At 63.0% G+C, this 16,990-nt stretch carries 11 protein-coding genes, 1 tRNA gene and 2 pseudogenes; 7 read left to right on the top strand and 7 right to left on the bottom strand.

What is annotated here, in order from left to right; all coding sequences use genetic code 11:
• Positions 1-63: 63 nt before the first annotated feature.
• Both GC162_03250 and GC162_03245 read right to left on the bottom strand, forming a co-directional pair.
• Entirely contained in the window at positions 64-2,304 is a 2,241-nt protein-coding gene (locus GC162_03250) for a hypothetical protein (GenBank protein MBI1367650.1), read from the bottom strand.
• Positions 2,301-3,383, bottom strand: coding sequence for a hypothetical protein (locus GC162_03245; GenBank protein ID MBI1367649.1), 1,083 nt, complete (start codon positions 3,381-3,383; stop codon positions 2,301-2,303). Before GC162_03245 ends, GC162_03250 begins: the two co-directional genes overlap by 4 nt.
• 98 nt (positions 3,384-3,481) lie before the next feature.
• On the opposite strand from GC162_03245, the gene GC162_03240 reads away from it, so the two are divergent.
• From GC162_03240 to GC162_03225, 4 genes are all read left to right on the top strand, one after another.
• Positions 3,482-4,177, top strand: coding sequence for a hypothetical protein (locus tag GC162_03240; GenBank protein MBI1367648.1), 696 nt, complete (start codon positions 3,482-3,484; stop codon positions 4,175-4,177).
• Between the two features lie 21 nt (positions 4,178-4,198).
• Positions 4,199-4,759, top strand: a complete 561-nt coding sequence (locus GC162_03235) for a hypothetical protein (GenBank protein MBI1367647.1) — start codon at positions 4,199-4,201, stop codon at positions 4,757-4,759.
• Between the two features lie 37 nt (positions 4,760-4,796).
• Positions 4,797-5,588, top strand: a complete 792-nt coding sequence (gene truA / locus GC162_03230; protein ID MBI1367646.1) for a tRNA pseudouridine(38-40) synthase TruA — start codon at positions 4,797-4,799, stop codon at positions 5,586-5,588.
• Between the two features lie 32 nt (positions 5,589-5,620).
• Positions 5,621-5,694: transfer RNA gene (locus tag GC162_03225), tRNA-Asp, on the top strand.
• A 255-nt stretch (positions 5,695-5,949) separates the two neighbouring features.
• Here GC162_03225 and GC162_03220 read toward each other — a convergent pair.
• Positions 5,950-6,846: pseudogene (locus tag GC162_03220) on the bottom strand (tyrosine-type recombinase/integrase).
• 101 nt (positions 6,847-6,947) lie between these two features.
• On the opposite strand from GC162_03220, the pseudogene GC162_03215 reads away from it, so the two are divergent.
• The 3 genes and pseudogenes from GC162_03215 to GC162_03205 all read left to right on the top strand — a co-directional run bounded on the left by GC162_03215 (position 6,948) and on the right by GC162_03205 (position 10,770).
• Positions 6,948-9,386: pseudogene (locus tag GC162_03215) on the top strand (DEAD/DEAH box helicase).
• A gap of 359 nt (positions 9,387-9,745) precedes the next feature.
• On the top strand, positions 9,746-10,339 hold the full coding sequence (locus tag GC162_03210) for a hypothetical protein (protein ID MBI1367645.1): 594 nt from the start codon (positions 9,746-9,748) through the stop codon (positions 10,337-10,339).
• Entirely contained in the window at positions 10,336-10,770 is a 435-nt protein-coding gene (locus GC162_03205; protein ID MBI1367644.1) for an HD domain-containing protein, read from the top strand. Before GC162_03210 ends, GC162_03205 begins: the two co-directional genes overlap by 4 nt.
• Before the next feature lie 225 nt (positions 10,771-10,995).
• On the opposite strand, the gene GC162_03200 is transcribed toward GC162_03205, so the two are convergent.
• The 4 genes from GC162_03200 to GC162_03185 all read right to left on the bottom strand — a co-directional run bounded on the left by GC162_03200 (position 10,996) and on the right by GC162_03185 (position 16,809).
• Positions 10,996-12,033, bottom strand: coding sequence for an RNA 3'-terminal phosphate cyclase (locus GC162_03200; GenBank protein ID MBI1367643.1), 1,038 nt, complete (start codon positions 12,031-12,033; stop codon positions 10,996-10,998).
• Complete coding sequence (locus GC162_03195) at positions 12,020-13,000, bottom strand: hypothetical protein (protein MBI1367642.1); 981 nt, start codon at positions 12,998-13,000, stop codon at positions 12,020-12,022. The genes GC162_03200 and GC162_03195 overlap by 14 nt, the downstream gene beginning before the upstream one ends.
• Before the next feature lie 11 nt (positions 13,001-13,011).
• Positions 13,012-14,508: an RtcB family protein gene (locus tag GC162_03190; protein ID MBI1367641.1), complete on the bottom strand. Its 1,497-nt coding sequence runs from the start codon at positions 14,506-14,508 to the stop codon at positions 13,012-13,014.
• 714 nt (positions 14,509-15,222) lie between these two features.
• On the bottom strand, positions 15,223-16,809 hold the full coding sequence (locus GC162_03185) for a TROVE domain-containing protein (GenBank protein ID MBI1367640.1): 1,587 nt from the start codon (positions 16,807-16,809) through the stop codon (positions 15,223-15,225).
• Positions 16,810-16,990: the final 181 nt, after the last annotated feature.

Below are 16,990 nucleotides of genomic sequence, written 5' to 3'. Positions count from 1 at the left end.
TCGCGCGACGTGAAGCGCGCTCGTCCCGTTTAGCGAAGCCGCTCGCGGCGTGCCCCGCTCTTGTCAACCCCCGTCGAGATGACGAATCCGTTCCTCCAGAACCTTGCGCTGCTCCGCGGTGATCTGGCGCTTCGGATCGAGGTACAAGCCGTCGCTGAGTTCGATGGCCCGCCGGTACTGCGCCGCCGCGTCGGTCTTGTCGTTGGCCGCCCACGCCAGATCGCCCGCCAGCAGATGGCCGCTGATGTTGTAGGGATCGACGCTCAGCATCCGCTTCGCCGCGTCGATGGCTTTGGCCAGTTCGCCCGCATCGCCGGTCATGCGCCATGCCTGATGATGAATCAGCGCGATGTGGCGATGGAGCTGCGAGGCCATCTGTCCGATCGCCATCGCCTGCGTGAGCACATCGACGGCGCGCTTCAGGGCGGCGTCGCGCGATTTTGCATCGCCCGCCTGATGGGCATCGATGGCCGTCTCCAGTTCCAGGTCGCTGATGTCGATCGCGCGGCGTGCATCAGGCGGATAAACCAGCGGGGATTGCAATTCCGCGATGACCATCGGGCGATAGCGGTCGAGCCGATTGTATTTGGCGCCGGTGCGGAGCATCTGAGCCGCCTCGTGCAGATGCGACTGGTTGACGATCAGCGGCACGGTGGCGATGCTCGCGACGGCCGCCAGCACGGCAACGCCGGCGATGGCGATGATCCCGGCGGTTCGCCGACGCGCAGCGCCGGGCGCGGAATCGACCGGCGCGGCGGCGAGGCCCAGCAGGGCGAACATCGTCGGCGCGGCCATTGTGTTCGTGAGCGTCATTTCGATCTGGCTGTGCAGCGCCATCGCCAGCGCGCCGGCGAAGAGGCCAAGCCGGGCGAGCGGCGTGTCGAGACAGTCGCGCGTGCTCAGACCGGCGGTCACCGCGATGAACCCGACCATCGTCGCCGCCCACAGCAGCGAGGTGTCGATCCAATAGCGCATCCACTCGACCGCGTACTGCGACCCGAAGGCGAGCACCCCCGCCCCGACGGCGGCGTAGATCAGCACGTGCTTGGCCGTCTCGCCGGTCGGCTCGGGCGCGATCGACTTCGACGCCGCGGCGCCCATGTAAGCGAGCATCCACAGCAGCATCAGCGACCAGGCCCATCCGCCGACGCCCAGCGTGGCGATCCACGCGACGAACACATTGTGCGGGTCGGTGACGTCTTCGGGGCTGATGGGGTTCTTGTCGATGACGTAGGCGTCCTGAAAATCGCCCGGCCCGACGCCGCGCACGGGATGATCGACGATCATGCGGCCCGCGCCCTGCCAATAGTGATAGCGGAACAGCAGCGACCGCTCGCCGCTCGCCGACTCGGGCGGCCCGATCGCGCCGCGCCCGATCACCGCCACGATCCCCAGCAGCACCACACCGACCGCCATCGCGCCCCATATCCACGGCGCGATCTTTATCCATCGTGTCCCCAACCCCAGCGCCGCCGCCGAGGCGACGATCAGCGCGAGGATAGCGCCCTTGGAGAAGGTGAGCATCAGCGTCACGCCCCCGAGCAGGGCCGCGCCGGCGATGAGATAACCGGCCGGCGATTTGCGATCACGCTTCAGCAAGGCGAATGACGCTCCCGCCCCGAGCAGCGTCAGGGCGGCCATCACCGACCCGAACACGTTGGAGAACCCGAAGCGGCCCGTGGCCTCAAGCTGATTGAGCCGCTCTTCGTATTGCCGCTGCTCGCTGGAGCCCTCGGCCCATCCGCGCTCGCGCAGGTATATGTCCTTGTGCTGCTGATAGTCCTCGACGGTCTGGGCATGCTCGACGGTGACCTGATAGAGCGCTTCGCCGGCCAGCGGAAGCGTCAGACCGATCATCGCCGCGAACATCAGCCGGCGAAGCAACGCATTGGCGGCAAGATGCATCGCGGCGAGGCCCAACGCCGTCGCGCCGATCCAGTTCCCGGCGATGCGCAGCGACTCGGCGTCGTGCGAGCCCTGTAACAGGGCGAACACGACGCCGACGATCCAGAGCGCGACCAGCGTGCAGCGCAGACGATGACCGCGCCACACATGACTGACCAGCGTGAGCGCGAGCAACAGCACGGCGAGCAGGTCGCAGATCGCCGCGCCCGTCGGCCCGACTTCGACGCTCAATTCCGATTGCAGTCGCGGGTCCGTCATCCAATCCGTTTGCGGGCTGAACATGACGATGCAGTGCACCGCCGCCAGGCAGATGAGGCCGACCGTTGCGACCAGCCCGAGCCACGGCAGGCGGTCGGGCGAAGCGGGCGCCTCGGCGGCGGCGGGGGGGGCGTCGGTCATGGCTTGTTTCCCGTGCGTTCAAGCAGGGCGAGCACGAGCAGGATCGCGGCGGTCTGCGCGACGATCAGCGCCGCTTGCCATGACGCCACGCGCCCGATCATCACGCCGCCGAGTCCCGTCGCCAGCGTGCACGCCCAGACGACCATCACAGCGGCCGGCCGCGTCAGGCCCTTGCGGACGAGTCGATGGGAAAAGTGCTGCGTGTCGCCGACGAAGGGGCTCTTGCCCTGCGCGATGCGGAGGATCGTGACGGAAAGGAAGTCGTAGAGCGGAATCGCCAGCACGATCGCCGGCGTGAACACCGCCCACCACGCCGAGCCGAGCTGCGGGTCATAATACGTGACGCGCACGGCGCTGATGCCCATGAGGAAACCGACGACGAGCGACCCGCCGTCGCCCATGAAGATCTTCGCCGGCGGGAAGTTGAACACGAGGAAGCCCAGCAGCGCCCCGATGAGCAGCGCCAGCACGGCGGCGACGAACCACTGCCCGCTGATGAGCGCGGCGGCGAGCAGGATGGCGGCGCAGATCGTAGCCACGCCGGCGGACAGGCCGTCCATGTTGTCCAGGAAATTGAAGGCGTTGGTGATGACGATGAGCCAGACGATGGTGGCGAGAATGCTGGGCACCGGGCCGAGCAGTTCGAGCAGGCGGACGTCGAAAAAGATCGCCATCGTCGCCGCCGCGCCGGCCTGAATGCCGAGCTTGAGGAACGGCCCGAGATTCTTGCGGTCGTCGACAAGGCCCGTGATGTGCAGCACGGCCAGACAGGCCACCAGCGCGCCCGCCATCATCGTGCGATTCCCGATTCCCGGCAGATGTTTGACCAGCGCGGGCGCGATTTCGTCCCATACGCCGATCGGCACGACATGCACCAGCACCAACCCCGCCACGATCGGCCCGACCACGCCCCAGAACACCGCCACGCCCCCCGTCGCCGGAATCGGCGTCGTATGCAGCTTCCGCTCGCCCGGTGCGTCCATCTGCCCCAACTTCACGCCGACTTTCCGCATCACCCCCGTCAGCGGACAGGCGATGATGAAAGCGAGCACAATAAGTGAAAGGCAGATCACGATCATAAAGTGAGCGAACCTCGTGCGGAGCGTTCGGTCGACGCGTCGAAGCCGGGGCGCTCGCGTTGGTCTTTATCGCTGATTTGACGTATTTTCACAACCATATGTCCGAGTCGGCGACGCTTATCACGGCGGCGGTGGCGGCGGAGGTCGGGCCGCTGGTGAGGCGGCTGCGGCTGCGGCGCGACCGGTCGCTGCTGCGCGGCACGTTGACCTTTGTCGGTACGCATGATGGGCGGCGCGTGATCGTCGTGGTGACGGGGATCGGGCCGGACCGGGCGGGCAAGGTCACGCGGCGGATGATCCAGCTTGTCAGCCCGGCGGCGGTGCTGATCACGGGCACCGCCGGGGCGGCCAACCCGAATCTGCACACGGGCCACGTCATCGAGCCGGCCCAGATCATCGACGCCGCCCGCAATGTTCGGCTCCACCCGACGCTGCCGGGCCAATCCCGCGGCGTTCTGCGGACCAGCGATCTACTCATCGAGTCACCGGACGAAAAAGCCCGGCTGTTTGCCGATGGCGTCGACGCCATCGACATGGAATCGGCGGCGATCGCGGAAGTGTGCGATCACTTTGAAGTGCCCTGGCGATGTGCACGAGCCATCTTCGACGAAGCGGGCGAGCTGCTGCCCGGTTGGCTGATGGGGATGACGGGGCGCGACGGGCGCGTGAGCGTGCGCGGGGCGATGTGGAGCATCATGACCCGGCCGCATCAGATCGGGCGGCTCATGCGGCTGGGCAAACAGGCCCGACGGGCGGCGGAGGCGGCGGCGGAGCGGATCGCGGCGTTGCTCTAGCGGGCCGGCTTTGCGGAGCGAATGGCCCGGCGATATGCTGATCCGCGTTCGGTTTCGGGGAGGTGGCAAGATATGGATGAATCCATCAGCGATCCCGTTGGCGGCGATGTACGCGGGTCGATCGGAAAAGCCCTGGCGCGCCTTCCGCTGACTCAGTTCATTCTGACGGCGGCGCACGAGCATCGCATGCGCGCGGTGCTTGTCAGTTGGGTGCAGCAGGTGACGTTCGAGCCGCCGATGCTGATGCTGGCCATCGACAAGACGCTGGCGGTCGGGCCGTTCCTGCATGAAAGCCGCGGATTCGCGCTCAATCAGATTGCCGAGACGGATCGGCTGCTCCAGCGGAAATTCCGTTACGATACCGTCATCAAGCAGGACGGATTCGAGACGCTCGACCTCGTCCGCAAGCCGCGCGGCTCGCCGGTGCTCACGCGGGCGGCGGCGTACTTCGACTGCGAATTGGTACGGCACATCGACATCGAAGGCGATCACGATCTGTACATCGGCCGCATCCTCGACGCCGGCGTACTCAACGACGGCCCGTCGCTGATTCATCCGCGCCGGGACGGATTCGAATATTGAAGTCGCTCGAAGTTTCCCGCCGCCGGCCCGATCGCTCATGACGCAACACCGCTACAAGCTCACCATCGCCTACGACGGCACGGCGTTTCACGGTTGGCAGGCGCAGGACGCGCCGACCGGGTCGCTGCGGACCGTGCAGGCCGTCGTGCGCGAAGCGATCATGCACACGATCGGGCAGCCGGTGCATGTGCAGGGCGCCTCGCGCACGGATGCGGGCGTGCATGCATTGGGGAAGGTCGCGCACTTCGATGCGGACACGCGCATTCCCGTCGAGCGGTTGGCGATGGCGCTCAACAGCCGCCTGCCCGAAGACGTCGAGGTGCGCGACGCGTGCATCGTGCACGACACGTTCGATGCGACGAGCGACGCCATCGACAAACAGTACCGCTACCGCCTGTTCACCTCGCAGCATCGGCCGCTGTGGCTCCGGTCGGTGGTGTATCACTGCTGGACGCCGCTGTCGATCGAGGCGATGCGTGCGGCGGCCGCGCTGCTCGTCGGCGAGCACGATTTCGCCGCCTTCGCCGCCGCGGGGCACAACCGCGTCTCGACCGTCCGCCGGGTGCACGCCTGCACCGTCGAGCCGGCCGATCAGGAACTGCACATCGTCGTGTCGGGCAGCGGATTTCTCTACAACATGGTGCGGATCATCGCCGGGACGCTGGTGGAGGTCGGCCGGGGACGCTTCGAGCCGGGGCGAATTCTGACGATGCTCGCCGAGGCCCGGCGCGAACTGGCCGGCCCGACGCTCGGGCCGCAGGGTCTTTGCCTGGAATGGATTAAGTATCCCCCTTACGCGCCCTTGACACACACGGGCGGCGGCCTATGATTATCGTCCCTCGCCCGACCGAGGCCCCACATGGGGGTGTAGCTCAATTGGTTAGAGCACCGGACTGTCGATCCGGAGGTTGCGGGTTCGATCCCCGTCGCCCTCGCTTCACTGAAGCACCATCAAACACCGCATCACGCGGTGTTTTTTGTTGCGCCGCAGGCGCTTGCGCTTCTGCGCCTCGTGCACGTCCATGCCCACGCTGCTTCGCACCGGTTCGCATCGAGCGCGTGGAATCGTGCCCGTACTGTGGGTGCTGCTGTGGTGTCTGTAACCCCTTGAATTCGGCCACGGCGTTCGTGCCTGTTGCCGCCATCGGAATCGCCGGCAACGACTCCATCGCTCGACGCACTTGCTCCTGAGTTGAGCGGTGATAGTGCCGTTTGAGGATGCGTTCGCTGGAGTGGCCGGTGATCTTCGTAGCAATGCTTAGGGCAACACCTGCCTGGTCAAGCCAAGTACCCGTGGTCGTACGCTGAGCATGGAAGTCCACCCGCCGGCCCTGAGCGTCTACGTCCTTCAGGTAATCGCTGTCGGCTCGCCTGGCCCTCTCCTCGGGCGAGTTGCCCTCTGCGATCCAAGCTCTGCGGGCCTCGGCCAGGTCCGCACGGAACATGTCAGCCGTCTCGTCTTGTCGTGGAACGACAAACGCGGGTGCCGCCGGCAGCTTGCCAGCCAAATGGGTCTTTAGCAGATTAACGGTTGCTGCCCGGAGCGGGATGCTTTGGGATTTGCGGCTCTTTGTGTTGGCCTTTGGGCGAACCGTGACAGCGGGTTGATCCTCTAACTCAAAGTCGCCGGCGGCCAGACGCTCGATGGCACTGCGGCGCAGGCCCGTTTCGATTGTGAACCGATACAACAGGGCACGATCAGGGCCGGTCAAACGCCAGCGAATCTCATCAGGGTGATCGTGACCCGTTCGGCGGTGGTGTGCCACGCCCTTGCGAGTCCGTCCCACCATCTGCTCACCAATCTCTGCGGCAGCGATGAGGCAAGCTACCTCGTCGGGCTCAAGCGCCCTGCGGTACTCAACGTCTGGGACTGCAAGCTTGCGCACCGCTGCGACCGGGTTCGACCTGGCGCGACACTCCCGCACCATCCACGTAGCGAACGTATGTAGTGCCGTGCGATACTTGTTTCGGCGGGCGATCTGGAAGCCTTGCTCCTCCTGGAGCTTGGCCAACCCACGTTCGATCGCATCAGGCGTTGCCTGCTGCCAATTGCCAATACCTGCCGCCGTCACGAGCAGTCGAACCATCGCGACCGTCTCGGAGGCACTGCGCTCAGCATTGCGCCGGCGCTGGTGCTTATCGAAATCCTTAATCTGTTCCGCGATCGGGCGGCGAGCCTCGTTCGCGTATGCGTCGGCGTCAGGATCGATCAGCCCAGCCGGCGTACCTGTGGGAGGGGGTGTGGGAGCGGGCGAGCTGGCTGGAGATCCTGGGGCGGTACATGGTGGCGGTGCGGAACAAGAAGAAGCAGATCGAGAAGGTGATCTTCCCGCGGTATCACCAGCTCGACGCGACGCGGAAGCTCCAGGCGGTGGTGCTGGCCGACGGCCCGGGCGGGCGGTACTTGATCCAGCACTCGGCCGGGTCGGGCAAGACGAACTCGATCGCATGGTCGGCCCACTTCCTGGCGGACCTGCACGACGCCGAGCACGCGAAGCTGTTCGATTCGGTGCTGGTCGTGTCGGACCGCAACCTGATCGACACGCAGTTGCAGGAGGCGATCTTCGACTTCGAGCGGACGACGGGTGTGGTCGCGACGATCAAGGGCGAGGGCGGGTCCAAGAGCGGGGAACTGGCCGAGGCGCTGTCGGGGGATAAGAAGATCGTGGTGTGCACGATCCAGACGTTCCCGTTCGCTCTGGAGAAGGTGCGGGAGCTGGCGGCGACGCAGGGCAAGCGGTTCGCGGTGATCGCCGACGAGGCGCACAGCTCGCAATCGGGCGAGGCGGCGGCGAGTCTGAAGGCGGTGCTGTCGCCGGCGGAGCTCGAGGCGCTCAAGGACGGGGGTGAGGTGAGCACGGAGGACCTGCTGGCAGCGCAGATGGCGGGGCGGGCAGACGAGCGGGGTGTGACATTCGTGGCGTTCACGGCGACGCCGAAGACGAAGACGATTGAGCTGTTCGGCACCCGGCCGGACCCGACGCGGAAGCCGGCCAAGGACAACGTTCCGGCGCCGTTCGACGTGTACTCCATGCGGCAGGCGATCGAGGAGGGGTTCATCCTCGACGTGCTCCAGAACTACACGACTTACGCCTTGGCGTTCAAGCTGGCGAACGAGGGGCGGGAGATCGATGAGCGAGAGGTAGAACGAAACAAGGCGCTCAAGAAGATCATGGGGTGGGTGAAGCTGCACCCGTACAACATCGCGCAGAAGGTGGAGGTGGTGGTCGAGCATTTCCGCGAGTTTGTCGGCCCTCTGCTGGAGGGCAAGGGCAAGGCGATGGTGGTTGTGGGGAGCCGGCAGGAGGCGGTGCGGTGGAAGCTGGCGATCGACAAGTACATTAAGGAGCGCGGGTACAGAATCGGCACGCTGGTGGCGTTCTCGGGCGAGGTCAATGACAAGGAATCAGGCCCCGATCCGTTCAGCGAGAAGTCGCCGACGACGAACGCGAACCTGCGAGGGCGGAGCATCCGCGAGGCATTCGATACGGACGAGTACCAGATCCTGCTGGTCGCCAACAAGTTTCAGACGGGGTTTGATCAGCCGCTGTTGTGCGGGATGTACGTGGATAAGCGGCTGGCGGGGGTTCAGGCGGTGCAGACGCTGTCGCGGCTCAACCGGGCGTACGACGGCTAGGACACGACGTATGTGCTGGACTTTGTGAATAGCGCAGACGATGTGCTCGCGGCATTTAAGACGTACTACGAGACCGCGGAGCTGGCGGGCGTGTCGGACCCGAATCTGGTGCTGGACCTGCGGGCGAAGTTGGATGCGGCGGGGCACTATGACGATTTCGAGGTCGAGCGGGTGGTGGCCGTTGAGATAAAGCCCGGCGCCAAGCAGTCCGAACTGGTCGCGGCGCTAGAGCCCGTCGTGGACCGGCTGCTCAAACGATACAAGGCGGCCCAGGAGAATCTGGTCGCCGCCAGGGCGAAGAAGGACGAGGAAGCGACCAAGGAGGCGGAGGCAGAGCTGAACGCCTTGGTGCTGTTCAAGTCTGACATGGGTGCCTTCGTGCGGCTGTACACCTATCTGTCGCAGATCTTCGACTTCGGCAACACGGAGATCGAGAAGCGGTCGATGTTCTTCAAACGGCTGATCCCGCTGCTGGACTTCGGGCGGGAACGGGAAGGGATCGACCTGTCGAAGGTCGTGCTCACGCATCACAACCTGAAGAACCGCGGCAAGCGGTCGATGGTGCTGGGTGACGGCGAGGCGGAGCCGTTGCAGCCCATCACCGAGAGCGGCGGGGGGCAGGTACAGGAGAAGCAGAAGGCACTGCTCAACGAGATCATCCAGAAAGTCAACGAACTCTTCGAGGGTGAACTGACGGACCAGGACAAGCTGGTCTACGTCAACGACGTGATCAAGGGCAAGCTCATGGAGTCCAAGACGCTCAAGCAGCAGGCGGTAAACAATTCGAAGGAGCAGTTCGCCAATTCACCTGACCTGAAGAATGAGCTTATGAATGCGATTATCGCGGCACTTGATGCACATACGGCCATGAGTTCACAGGCCCTGGATTCAGAGAAAGTCCGCGATGGCTTGCGGGACGTACTTCTGGGCCCGGCGAAGCTTTACGAGGCCTTGCGCGAGCAGGCCGGCGACGATGCATTTGCGGTGTAGTATATGCTTCTTGAATAGGCATAGGAACTTCATAGTCGCGCCCATCGCAAGATCAAGCAGCTTGGAGAAATTGTGACACGGTAGGAACTGTTGGATGGCTGAAGGCATACGAATAATTTGTAGCGGGTGTGGCAAGACCATAGAAGCGTGGTCCGACGGCAATCCATATTACCTCGATGACAACGGACATAAGAAGTACGCATACCACCCAGATAATGAAGGATTGGCTCGGTGCATCGGCAATGATTTTCCACATATATGCCTTGCTTGTGGTGCAGAGTTCGTGATTGATTCGCGAGCGCCGATCGACAATTGTCAAAGGTGTGGTGCAGCGGCAGTCATAGTTACATTCGCCTTGGTTGGACGCCAGTGCCCGTACTGCAAAGCGGGCAAGTTTAAAATCGACCCGGACTATTTTGTTGTCTCGTGAAATGCTTCATTATCGGAAAGAGCTCGTAACCAAGAATCATTTATGGGTCAGATTATCTCATATCATCTGGTTCGGTTTTTGTCGCCAATTCTGCTATAATTATGGCGTGGAAACTCCTTTGGCCGGGCCACCAACAATTGACGATTTGCATGCTGTGACCGAAGTCGTGTACGAGTCGCTGGTGCCGTTGCTGTTTATCCGCATCAGGGGCTTGGGAAGATACTTAGTCGGCCCTGATCGCCGATCACATCTGATCACTGATCGAGAGTCGGAGTCGCTGGGCGGACCAATTCGGACAATTGATCGCAACGAGTTTGAGCGCCGACACGCCCTTCGATCATCCGGTGACAGAGAAGGCAACGTGGCACTGCTTGCGGCTCTGCGAGAGATTCGATCGGCGCTGCCGCTTCCGCAACCAACCGACTTGGCGAATGTCCAGGAAAGCGTGCTCGACGCAGCTCACGCGATCCTCCGTCGCGAGCGGTATGAACGTGAAGTGTTCAATAGGGCACGATATACATGAACGGCTTCTCTCAAACCGCGTTTGTTTCTGATGCCATCGGCATCGCAGTCAAAGCCCACGCCGGCGCCGTCGACAAAGCCGGATCACCATATATACTCCATCCCTTGCGTGTCATGCTCGCCCAGCAGGACGACAACGCACGAATTGCCGGCGTGCTCCACGATGTGGTCGAGGATACCGATGTTTCGTTCGATGACTTGGCCGCCGCGGGGATCCCGCCGGCGGTGCTTGACGCATTGCGTCTACTCACGCACGACGGTACACCCTACGAGCAATACATCGAGCGATTGAAATCGAATCCCATCGCCCGCGCGGTGAAGTTGGCTGATCTACAAGACAACATGGATGTTCGCCGGCTGCCGGAAGTCACTGAGCGTGATGCCAAACGACTGACGAAGTACATCAAGGCCTGGCGATTGTTAATGAGCTGATGCTTCATCCACTGGTACAGAAGTGCTGTGCGGCGAGCCTGTCGCCTCCAGGTGGGAGCAGATGGATAGCGTGTGGGGTTCCGTTGCGTCCTCTCGGATAAAAAACCGTCGAAAGTGCATTTGCAGCGAGTGTTCTTCCGGTGGCATGTATCGGTGGAGCTACTAATCATTTCAGCCGGTTAAGCTTTCAGGCCGCGATATTGACAGGCGACCAGCACGAGGCCTTTAGCGATGGTCGGATACGGTTACCTGATCGCTCTGATCGGACAGGTGCGTTATATCGATCTTGGCGTTCGTGAAGGCGCGGAGCAGATCGATCTGCGTCAGTGCGTGCCGACTGAGCGGACCGCTGCGGAAGCGGCTGATCCCTCCGGTGTGGGCCGCCAGAACCATGGGCAATAAAAGCTGGTCCGCCAGGTGTCTTCCAACCGGCGCTTGGGAAGCCATGTAGCGGCGCATTTCCCTCACCGTGCTTTCCGCGACGGACTCTGCCGGTACGCCTTCCATGCCGAACCCCGTGAACATTTCCGTGACCTGGCCGCATTCCAATTCGAGGATCAGCACATTGCCCGGCCCGTGCGAGTCCTTGACGAATTCGTATCGCATGCAGGTTTCGTCCCATCCCGTCAGCCGGCCCACGACCTTCAGCTCCCGGTTGGCGATGTGCCCCGGCAGATTGGCGACAAGCACCCGCGCCATGCGATTCGTCACCGGGCCGCGCTCCAGCATTTCGATGGGCTTCAGCTGCGCGCTGGGCGTGATCCGGACCGTCATCCGTCCGCCCCCCGCCGGGTAGAATCCGTGCCGCTCCAAATTCACCTCAACCCGCGGCCCCATTTGCTCGATGGCCGGCACGAACACCTTCGCCAGAAAATCGAACGTCGGCGCCATCGGATTGTGCGTTCCGCCTTCGAGCGTCAGTTCGCTGACCCCCTCCGCCGTCAAAAGCGCCGGCAGCACCGTCTGAAGCACCAGCGTCGCGCTGCCCGCCGTGCCGACCGCGAACTCGTACCGTCCCGCCGTCACCGCGCCCGGCATAAACGAAATCGCCGTCGATCCCACTTCGTCGCCCGTCACCTGCGCCCCGCACACCCGCGCCGCCGCCCGCACCGCCGTCAAATGCTGCCGCATCAGCCCCGGCTTCCCCCGCCCCGCACGAATCTTCTCCACGCGCACCCCCACCCCCAGTGCCGCAGCCATCCCCACCGCCGAACGCAACACCTGACCCCCGCCTTCACCAATGGAACCGTCAATCGTCAGCATGTGTCGTCCCATATGACGTCATGATCTCTGGTCCGGTCATCGGGCGAATGTCATTGATGCCGACCACCGTGTCCATAGTACAACTCGTTACACCGACTGAATGGTCCCAAGGCTGGACGAACGACGTTGTATCAATCGGGCGTACGAATTCGACGCGCTCGGGTGCGGTACCGTTAATTATCTTGAGAAACGCAATCACATTCTTGATGGACATGCCGATGAGATCTAGGCGCGCAGCAAGCGAAAGCGGATGCCAGTTTAATCCATGCGATTTAATCCTGAAATTTGGGTCACGCTTCGGAAGCGTTGACCCGCTGGGTGGTTCCGCTTGATAAAAAGAAGTGCCGTAGCTGCTACCTCCGATTAACTGCATTTTGTCCTGTGAACATGCAATACCGGGATTCTCTTCGATTCCGACTGCAATTGCGAAACCTCCTGAACCAACTCGAAATCCATGCTTGATGCTGTTGTACTCAGCAATTTGAATCGGATCGAGAAAATCATGAGCGAACCGCTCCCAAAGTGAACCAAATTCGCTTTTGGTCTCAGCGGTGCGGACGGGATTATCGTACTTCGCAGCAATTACCTTGGATGCAATTGACACCCAAGTAGTTTCCGGCAGGCCAAGGCGGTTATGAAGTGGGACACCGCGTGAGTGAATACGTTCGACGCAATCGCGCAACTCCGAGTTCTGATACTTTTGTAACCACGCAGGAATGCATCGCGGGGCCTGTATTGTTGCGCAGAGGAGAGCGAAAAGTGTTTCTAAGCCATGAAAATATGCGGCACGAATCGATATTGCTGCCCGGCGATCGTGTTCCCCTCCGAGTAACTCTCCATGTGCCTGAGCGACATATCTGAAGTAATCGACATCCACACGGTCAAGATATTGACGATTGCGATCATCGAGATCCCACTCCCAAACGCAATATGGAGTATCAGCAACGACAAATGGATATGCTTTCATATGTGGTCCCATCAATCATCCGCCTTGTCGGCGTCTTTGATGACGAAGCGGGCTTTGAGGCGGGCGACTTCGGTGGCGAGGCCGGCGGTTTTGACGCTGCGCAGGACCTCGTTGAAATCCTTGTAGGCATCGGGGGCTTCGTCGAGGGGGTATTGGCGGCAGTTGGTGAGGATGTCGTGGTCGGTGAAGGATTGATCGACGGCCTGCTGGTTGAGGACGCGCTTGGCGTTGCGGCGGCCGAGGACGCGGCCGGCGCCGTGGTTGACGGAGTAGAGCGACGCGGCGGCGCCGGGGTCGGCGACCATGACGGCGGAACCGGCCTGCGGGTTGCCCGGCAGGAGGATCGGGTGGCCGGTCTGGGCGAAGGGCGTGCCGGCGAGGGCGTGGTGAGCGGCGGGGAAGGCGCGCGTCGCGCCCTTACGCATGACCCACATGACGCGATTATCGACGACCTCCTTACGGGCGATATTGTGGCTGATGAAATACACGAGGCGGCCGGTGACACCCGGAAGGACTTCCTGGAACGCTTCGAGCACGAGGGCGTTGATGAGCATGTGATTGACGGTGGCGAAGTTCGCGCCCATGGCCATGTCGTCCAGGTACGCATCCGCTTCGTCCGTCCCGAGCGGCGCGTAGACCAGCTCGCGGTCCGAACCGGGGAACGGCGTCGCCCACATCTCGAACTTCTCCTGCAGCGAGCGGAACTGGCCCATCGCCAGATTGTGCCCGAAGCCGCGCGAACCGCAGTGCGAGAGGAACGCCACATGCCCGTCGCGCAGGCCGAACACTTCGGCGACGTGACGCTCGCCGGGTTCGACATGCACGATTTCGCATTCGCCGAAGTGATTGCCCCCGCCGTAGGAGCCGAGCTGACGCATCTTGTCGGCGAAGTTCGGGAAGCGGCCGGTCGAGATCATTTGATCGAGTCGATTGGCAAGCGCATCGGTGGTGTCATCGTGGCCGACATGGGCTGCGTCTTCGCAGCGCTGAGGCCAGTCGGCGGGAATGCCCAGCTCGTCGCACACGAGCGGCGAAGCGCCCTCGACGGCGACGATGCGGCCGAGCTCGGAGCTGACGCGGCGGGACTTGGTCGCATGACGCTGCCCCTTGCCGGCGCCGGTTGGCACGCGCTCGCAGATCGCGTCGATCAGAGCGCGGCGGGTGCGTCGATCGTTGATCGCATCGGCAGGCGCATCAAGCTGAAGCAGCGACATGGAGCACTTGATGTCGACGCCGACGGGGCCGGGGTAGATGTGCGATGCGGACGCCATGGTGCACCCGACCGGCGCGCCGTAGCCGCAGTGCGCATCGGGGTTGAGCACGAACGCATCGACGCCGGGGGCGCGGCTCGAGTTGACCGCCTGCTGAAGGCAAAGGTCGTCGAACGTGCGGCGGATCGCCTCGGTGCCGATGACGGGGATGGGCTTGTGCTTGCCGCCGGCGACGGGCAGCAGGGCGGTCGCTTCACCGGTCGGCACGAGTTGATGATGCGTCGGCTGAGTGCTCATGGTGCTGTTCTACCCGATCAAAAGGAAAGTGAAAATCAGACGGCGACAAGGGATTACCGAAACATTCCGATGCTCTGCCACTGAGCTACCGGCCTATTGGGCTCGGGCGGGAATCGAACCCGCGTCCACGGATCCATGTAGTTCCTGCGGCATTCGCCGTCGTGTGACGCCGGCGCCCGGTGCGTCGGCGGATTGAGCGAAAAAGGTGTGACGACAAGAGTCGATGAAACGCCTGCTCTACCGTTGAGCTACGGCCCCTTGAATGGGACCGACGGGATTCGAACCCGCAACCTGGATGGTGTGATCATGTAGTTTCATCTGCATTCGTCACACAGTTCCGTGCGGCCGGGGACAATTGTGAGCGAGAGTTCCGCTTTCGCGGGTGGATTCGAACCACCATTTGACCATGTACTCTCGCCGGCATTCCCCGGCCGCGCCTGCTGTCGATCAGCGACGAGTGATGTCGCGACATTGTTGACTGAGCTACGGTCGCGCTCTTGCGAGCACGCCGCCGGGTCTCGAACCCGGGACCTCCCCTTGCGGGGCGCTCTCCCATGGAGTCGCGTCGGCATTCGCCGATCGTTTTCAAAGGAGCCGACAAGGGGATGGCGGTGACATGTATGAGGTCGATCATGTAGTCAGCGCCGCATTCGGCTCCAAGTGCGGACGGCGCGGTCAGGCGTCGTCCGCGAAGTTGTTCAGACGTTGCGTGCATCAGATCGAGACCGCCTCGATCTGATTGACCCAGTAGCCAGTCGAAGCGTCGCCGCTCGACACGGCCGCGATGAGGTCGAAGACCTGATCGCTGAAGCCGGCGACGTTGAAGATGTCGTCGCGCTCCTGGGCCTGCGTGGTCGTGTACGGCTGAATGTCGATGCAGATCATCTTCGCCTGCGGATTACGCTGCTTGAAGATGCTCCACTCGTGCATCGTCGCCGTCGCCGACCCGCCCCAGTGCCCGTAGTGCGGGCTGTCCATCCACGACTCGTTGTCCGAGACGTAGATGACCAGATCGCCGCGGGCCTTGCGGGCATTGAGCAGGGCGAGCGGAGCCGAGCAGTTCGTTCCGCCGCACGGCAGCGACGTGAGCTTCCGGGCGTTGGTCATGATCGAATCGCGCGGGTTGAGCCCGACGTCTTCGGGCGCAATCGCCTTCGCCTCGAACGGCACGACCATCGCCGCCGGATTCGTCCGCAGCATCGCCGCCGCCACCAGCGCCGCGATGTCCACGCAGCGCACCGCGCTGGTCGACCCGTGTCGATGACCCGTAATCGGCGACTGCATCGACCCGGAAACGTCCGGGAAGACGAAGACCCGACCGTCCACACACGGCACGTTGGCGACGGCGATCTCCATCGCATCCTGCAGCGCCGCGCTGATGTCCCACGGCAGCAAACCCTGCGTCATGTTGAACGCGATCATCAACTGGTACGGCAGGACGCGCGACCGGGCGATGAGCTGCGGGTCGCGCAGCCGATCCGACACGATGCGGACGAGTTCGCCGTCCTCAAACACGCCATGCCGAGCGAACGTGTTGAGGTTCATTCGCGTCATCTGCCACGGCGCCAGTCGCGCGATGCCCTTCCACTCCCAAGTGTCGAGCCCCAGCGCGGTGAGCATCTGGAACGGGACGTCGGGCGTGTCGAGCTCGCGGCGATCGTCGGCCCGCTTGTACGCCTCGTAACGGCGGACAATTTCCGGAAGGGCATCGGTGTTGTACTCGCGGCCGAGCAGGTAGCCGTAGAGCGCTTCGCGCGCCGTGGACTTGGGCTTGGGATGGACCATCTTCAAGACGTCCGCCATCGACGGATCGTTGTCGATCGAGCCGACGAACAGTTGCTCGTCCGTTCGCGCGTCGAGCCACTGCACGATCAGGCGCTTGGGCAGCGAGCCGAGCGACTTGCGCCCGACCACGCCGCTGCGGATGATCTGCACGAAGTTGCGAAGCATCTTCGGCGAGTCGATCACGCGATCGAAGATCTCCGCCAGCAGGCCCGGCGACCGCACCGAAAGCGCCGCCGCCAGCAGTGCCGGCAGATCCTTCATGTGGTTCCGCTCACGCGTGAACAGCGCCACGCGAGCGATGAACTCCGGCTCGACCTTGGCGCACAGCGCCATGACGCGATCAAGCTGTACGTCCGCCGACGCGTAGAACGTGTCGTTGAGGCAACCCGTCGCGGCGTAGACCGCCAGGGCGTGGCGGGGGTCCGAACGGTACGCCGGCCCGCCCGCTTCGTTGACCGCGTTGGTCTTGGGAAGAAGCCGGCCGATCGTCGACTTGAACAGGTTCTTGTTGGCCATGACGGTTGCTCCTTGCGTTCGTCCGAGCGTCATCGCTCGTGATGCAACACTTAAAGCATGCGCCGTGCCAGCACACCAGGTCGGATGGGCACAGAAATATATCTATCTTTTCAAAAATGCTTTGTGATAAATATGTGAATAGGGTGTGTCACTGAACGAGTCCTTTGTGACGTCATAATTG

Source organism: Planctomycetota bacterium, assembly GCA_016125255.1.
GTDB lineage: Bacteria > Planctomycetota > Phycisphaerae > Phycisphaerales > Zrk34 > RI-421.
This window is presented reverse-complemented; position numbering and strand designations above follow the sequence as displayed.

Bases quoted from the DNA above. Each gene is read 5' to 3' on its own strand.
- GC162_03250 (MBI1367650.1), bottom strand. From the start codon at position 2,304: ATGACCGACGCCCCCCCCGCCGCCGCCGAGGCGCCCGCTTCGCCCGAC.
- GC162_03245 (MBI1367649.1), bottom strand. From the start codon at position 3,383: ATGATCGTGATCTGCCTTTCACTTATTGTGCTCGCTTTCATCATCGCC.
- GC162_03240 (MBI1367648.1), top strand. From the start codon at position 3,482: ATGTCCGAGTCGGCGACGCTTATCACGGCGGCGGTGGCGGCGGAGGTC.
- GC162_03235 (MBI1367647.1), top strand. From the start codon at position 4,199: ATGGCCCGGCGATATGCTGATCCGCGTTCGGTTTCGGGGAGGTGGCAA.
- truA (MBI1367646.1), top strand. From the start codon at position 4,797: ATGACGCAACACCGCTACAAGCTCACCATCGCCTACGACGGCACGGCG.
- GC162_03205 (MBI1367644.1), top strand. From the start codon at position 10,336: ATGAACGGCTTCTCTCAAACCGCGTTTGTTTCTGATGCCATCGGCATC.
- GC162_03200 (MBI1367643.1), bottom strand. From the start codon at position 12,033: ATGCTGACGATTGACGGTTCCATTGGTGAAGGCGGGGGTCAGGTGTTG.
- GC162_03195 (MBI1367642.1), bottom strand. From the start codon at position 13,000: ATGAAAGCATATCCATTTGTCGTTGCTGATACTCCATATTGCGTTTGG.
- GC162_03190 (MBI1367641.1), bottom strand. From the start codon at position 14,508: ATGAGCACTCAGCCGACGCATCATCAACTCGTGCCGACCGGTGAAGCG.
- GC162_03185 (MBI1367640.1), bottom strand. From the start codon at position 16,809: ATGGCCAACAAGAACCTGTTCAAGTCGACGATCGGCCGGCTTCTTCCC.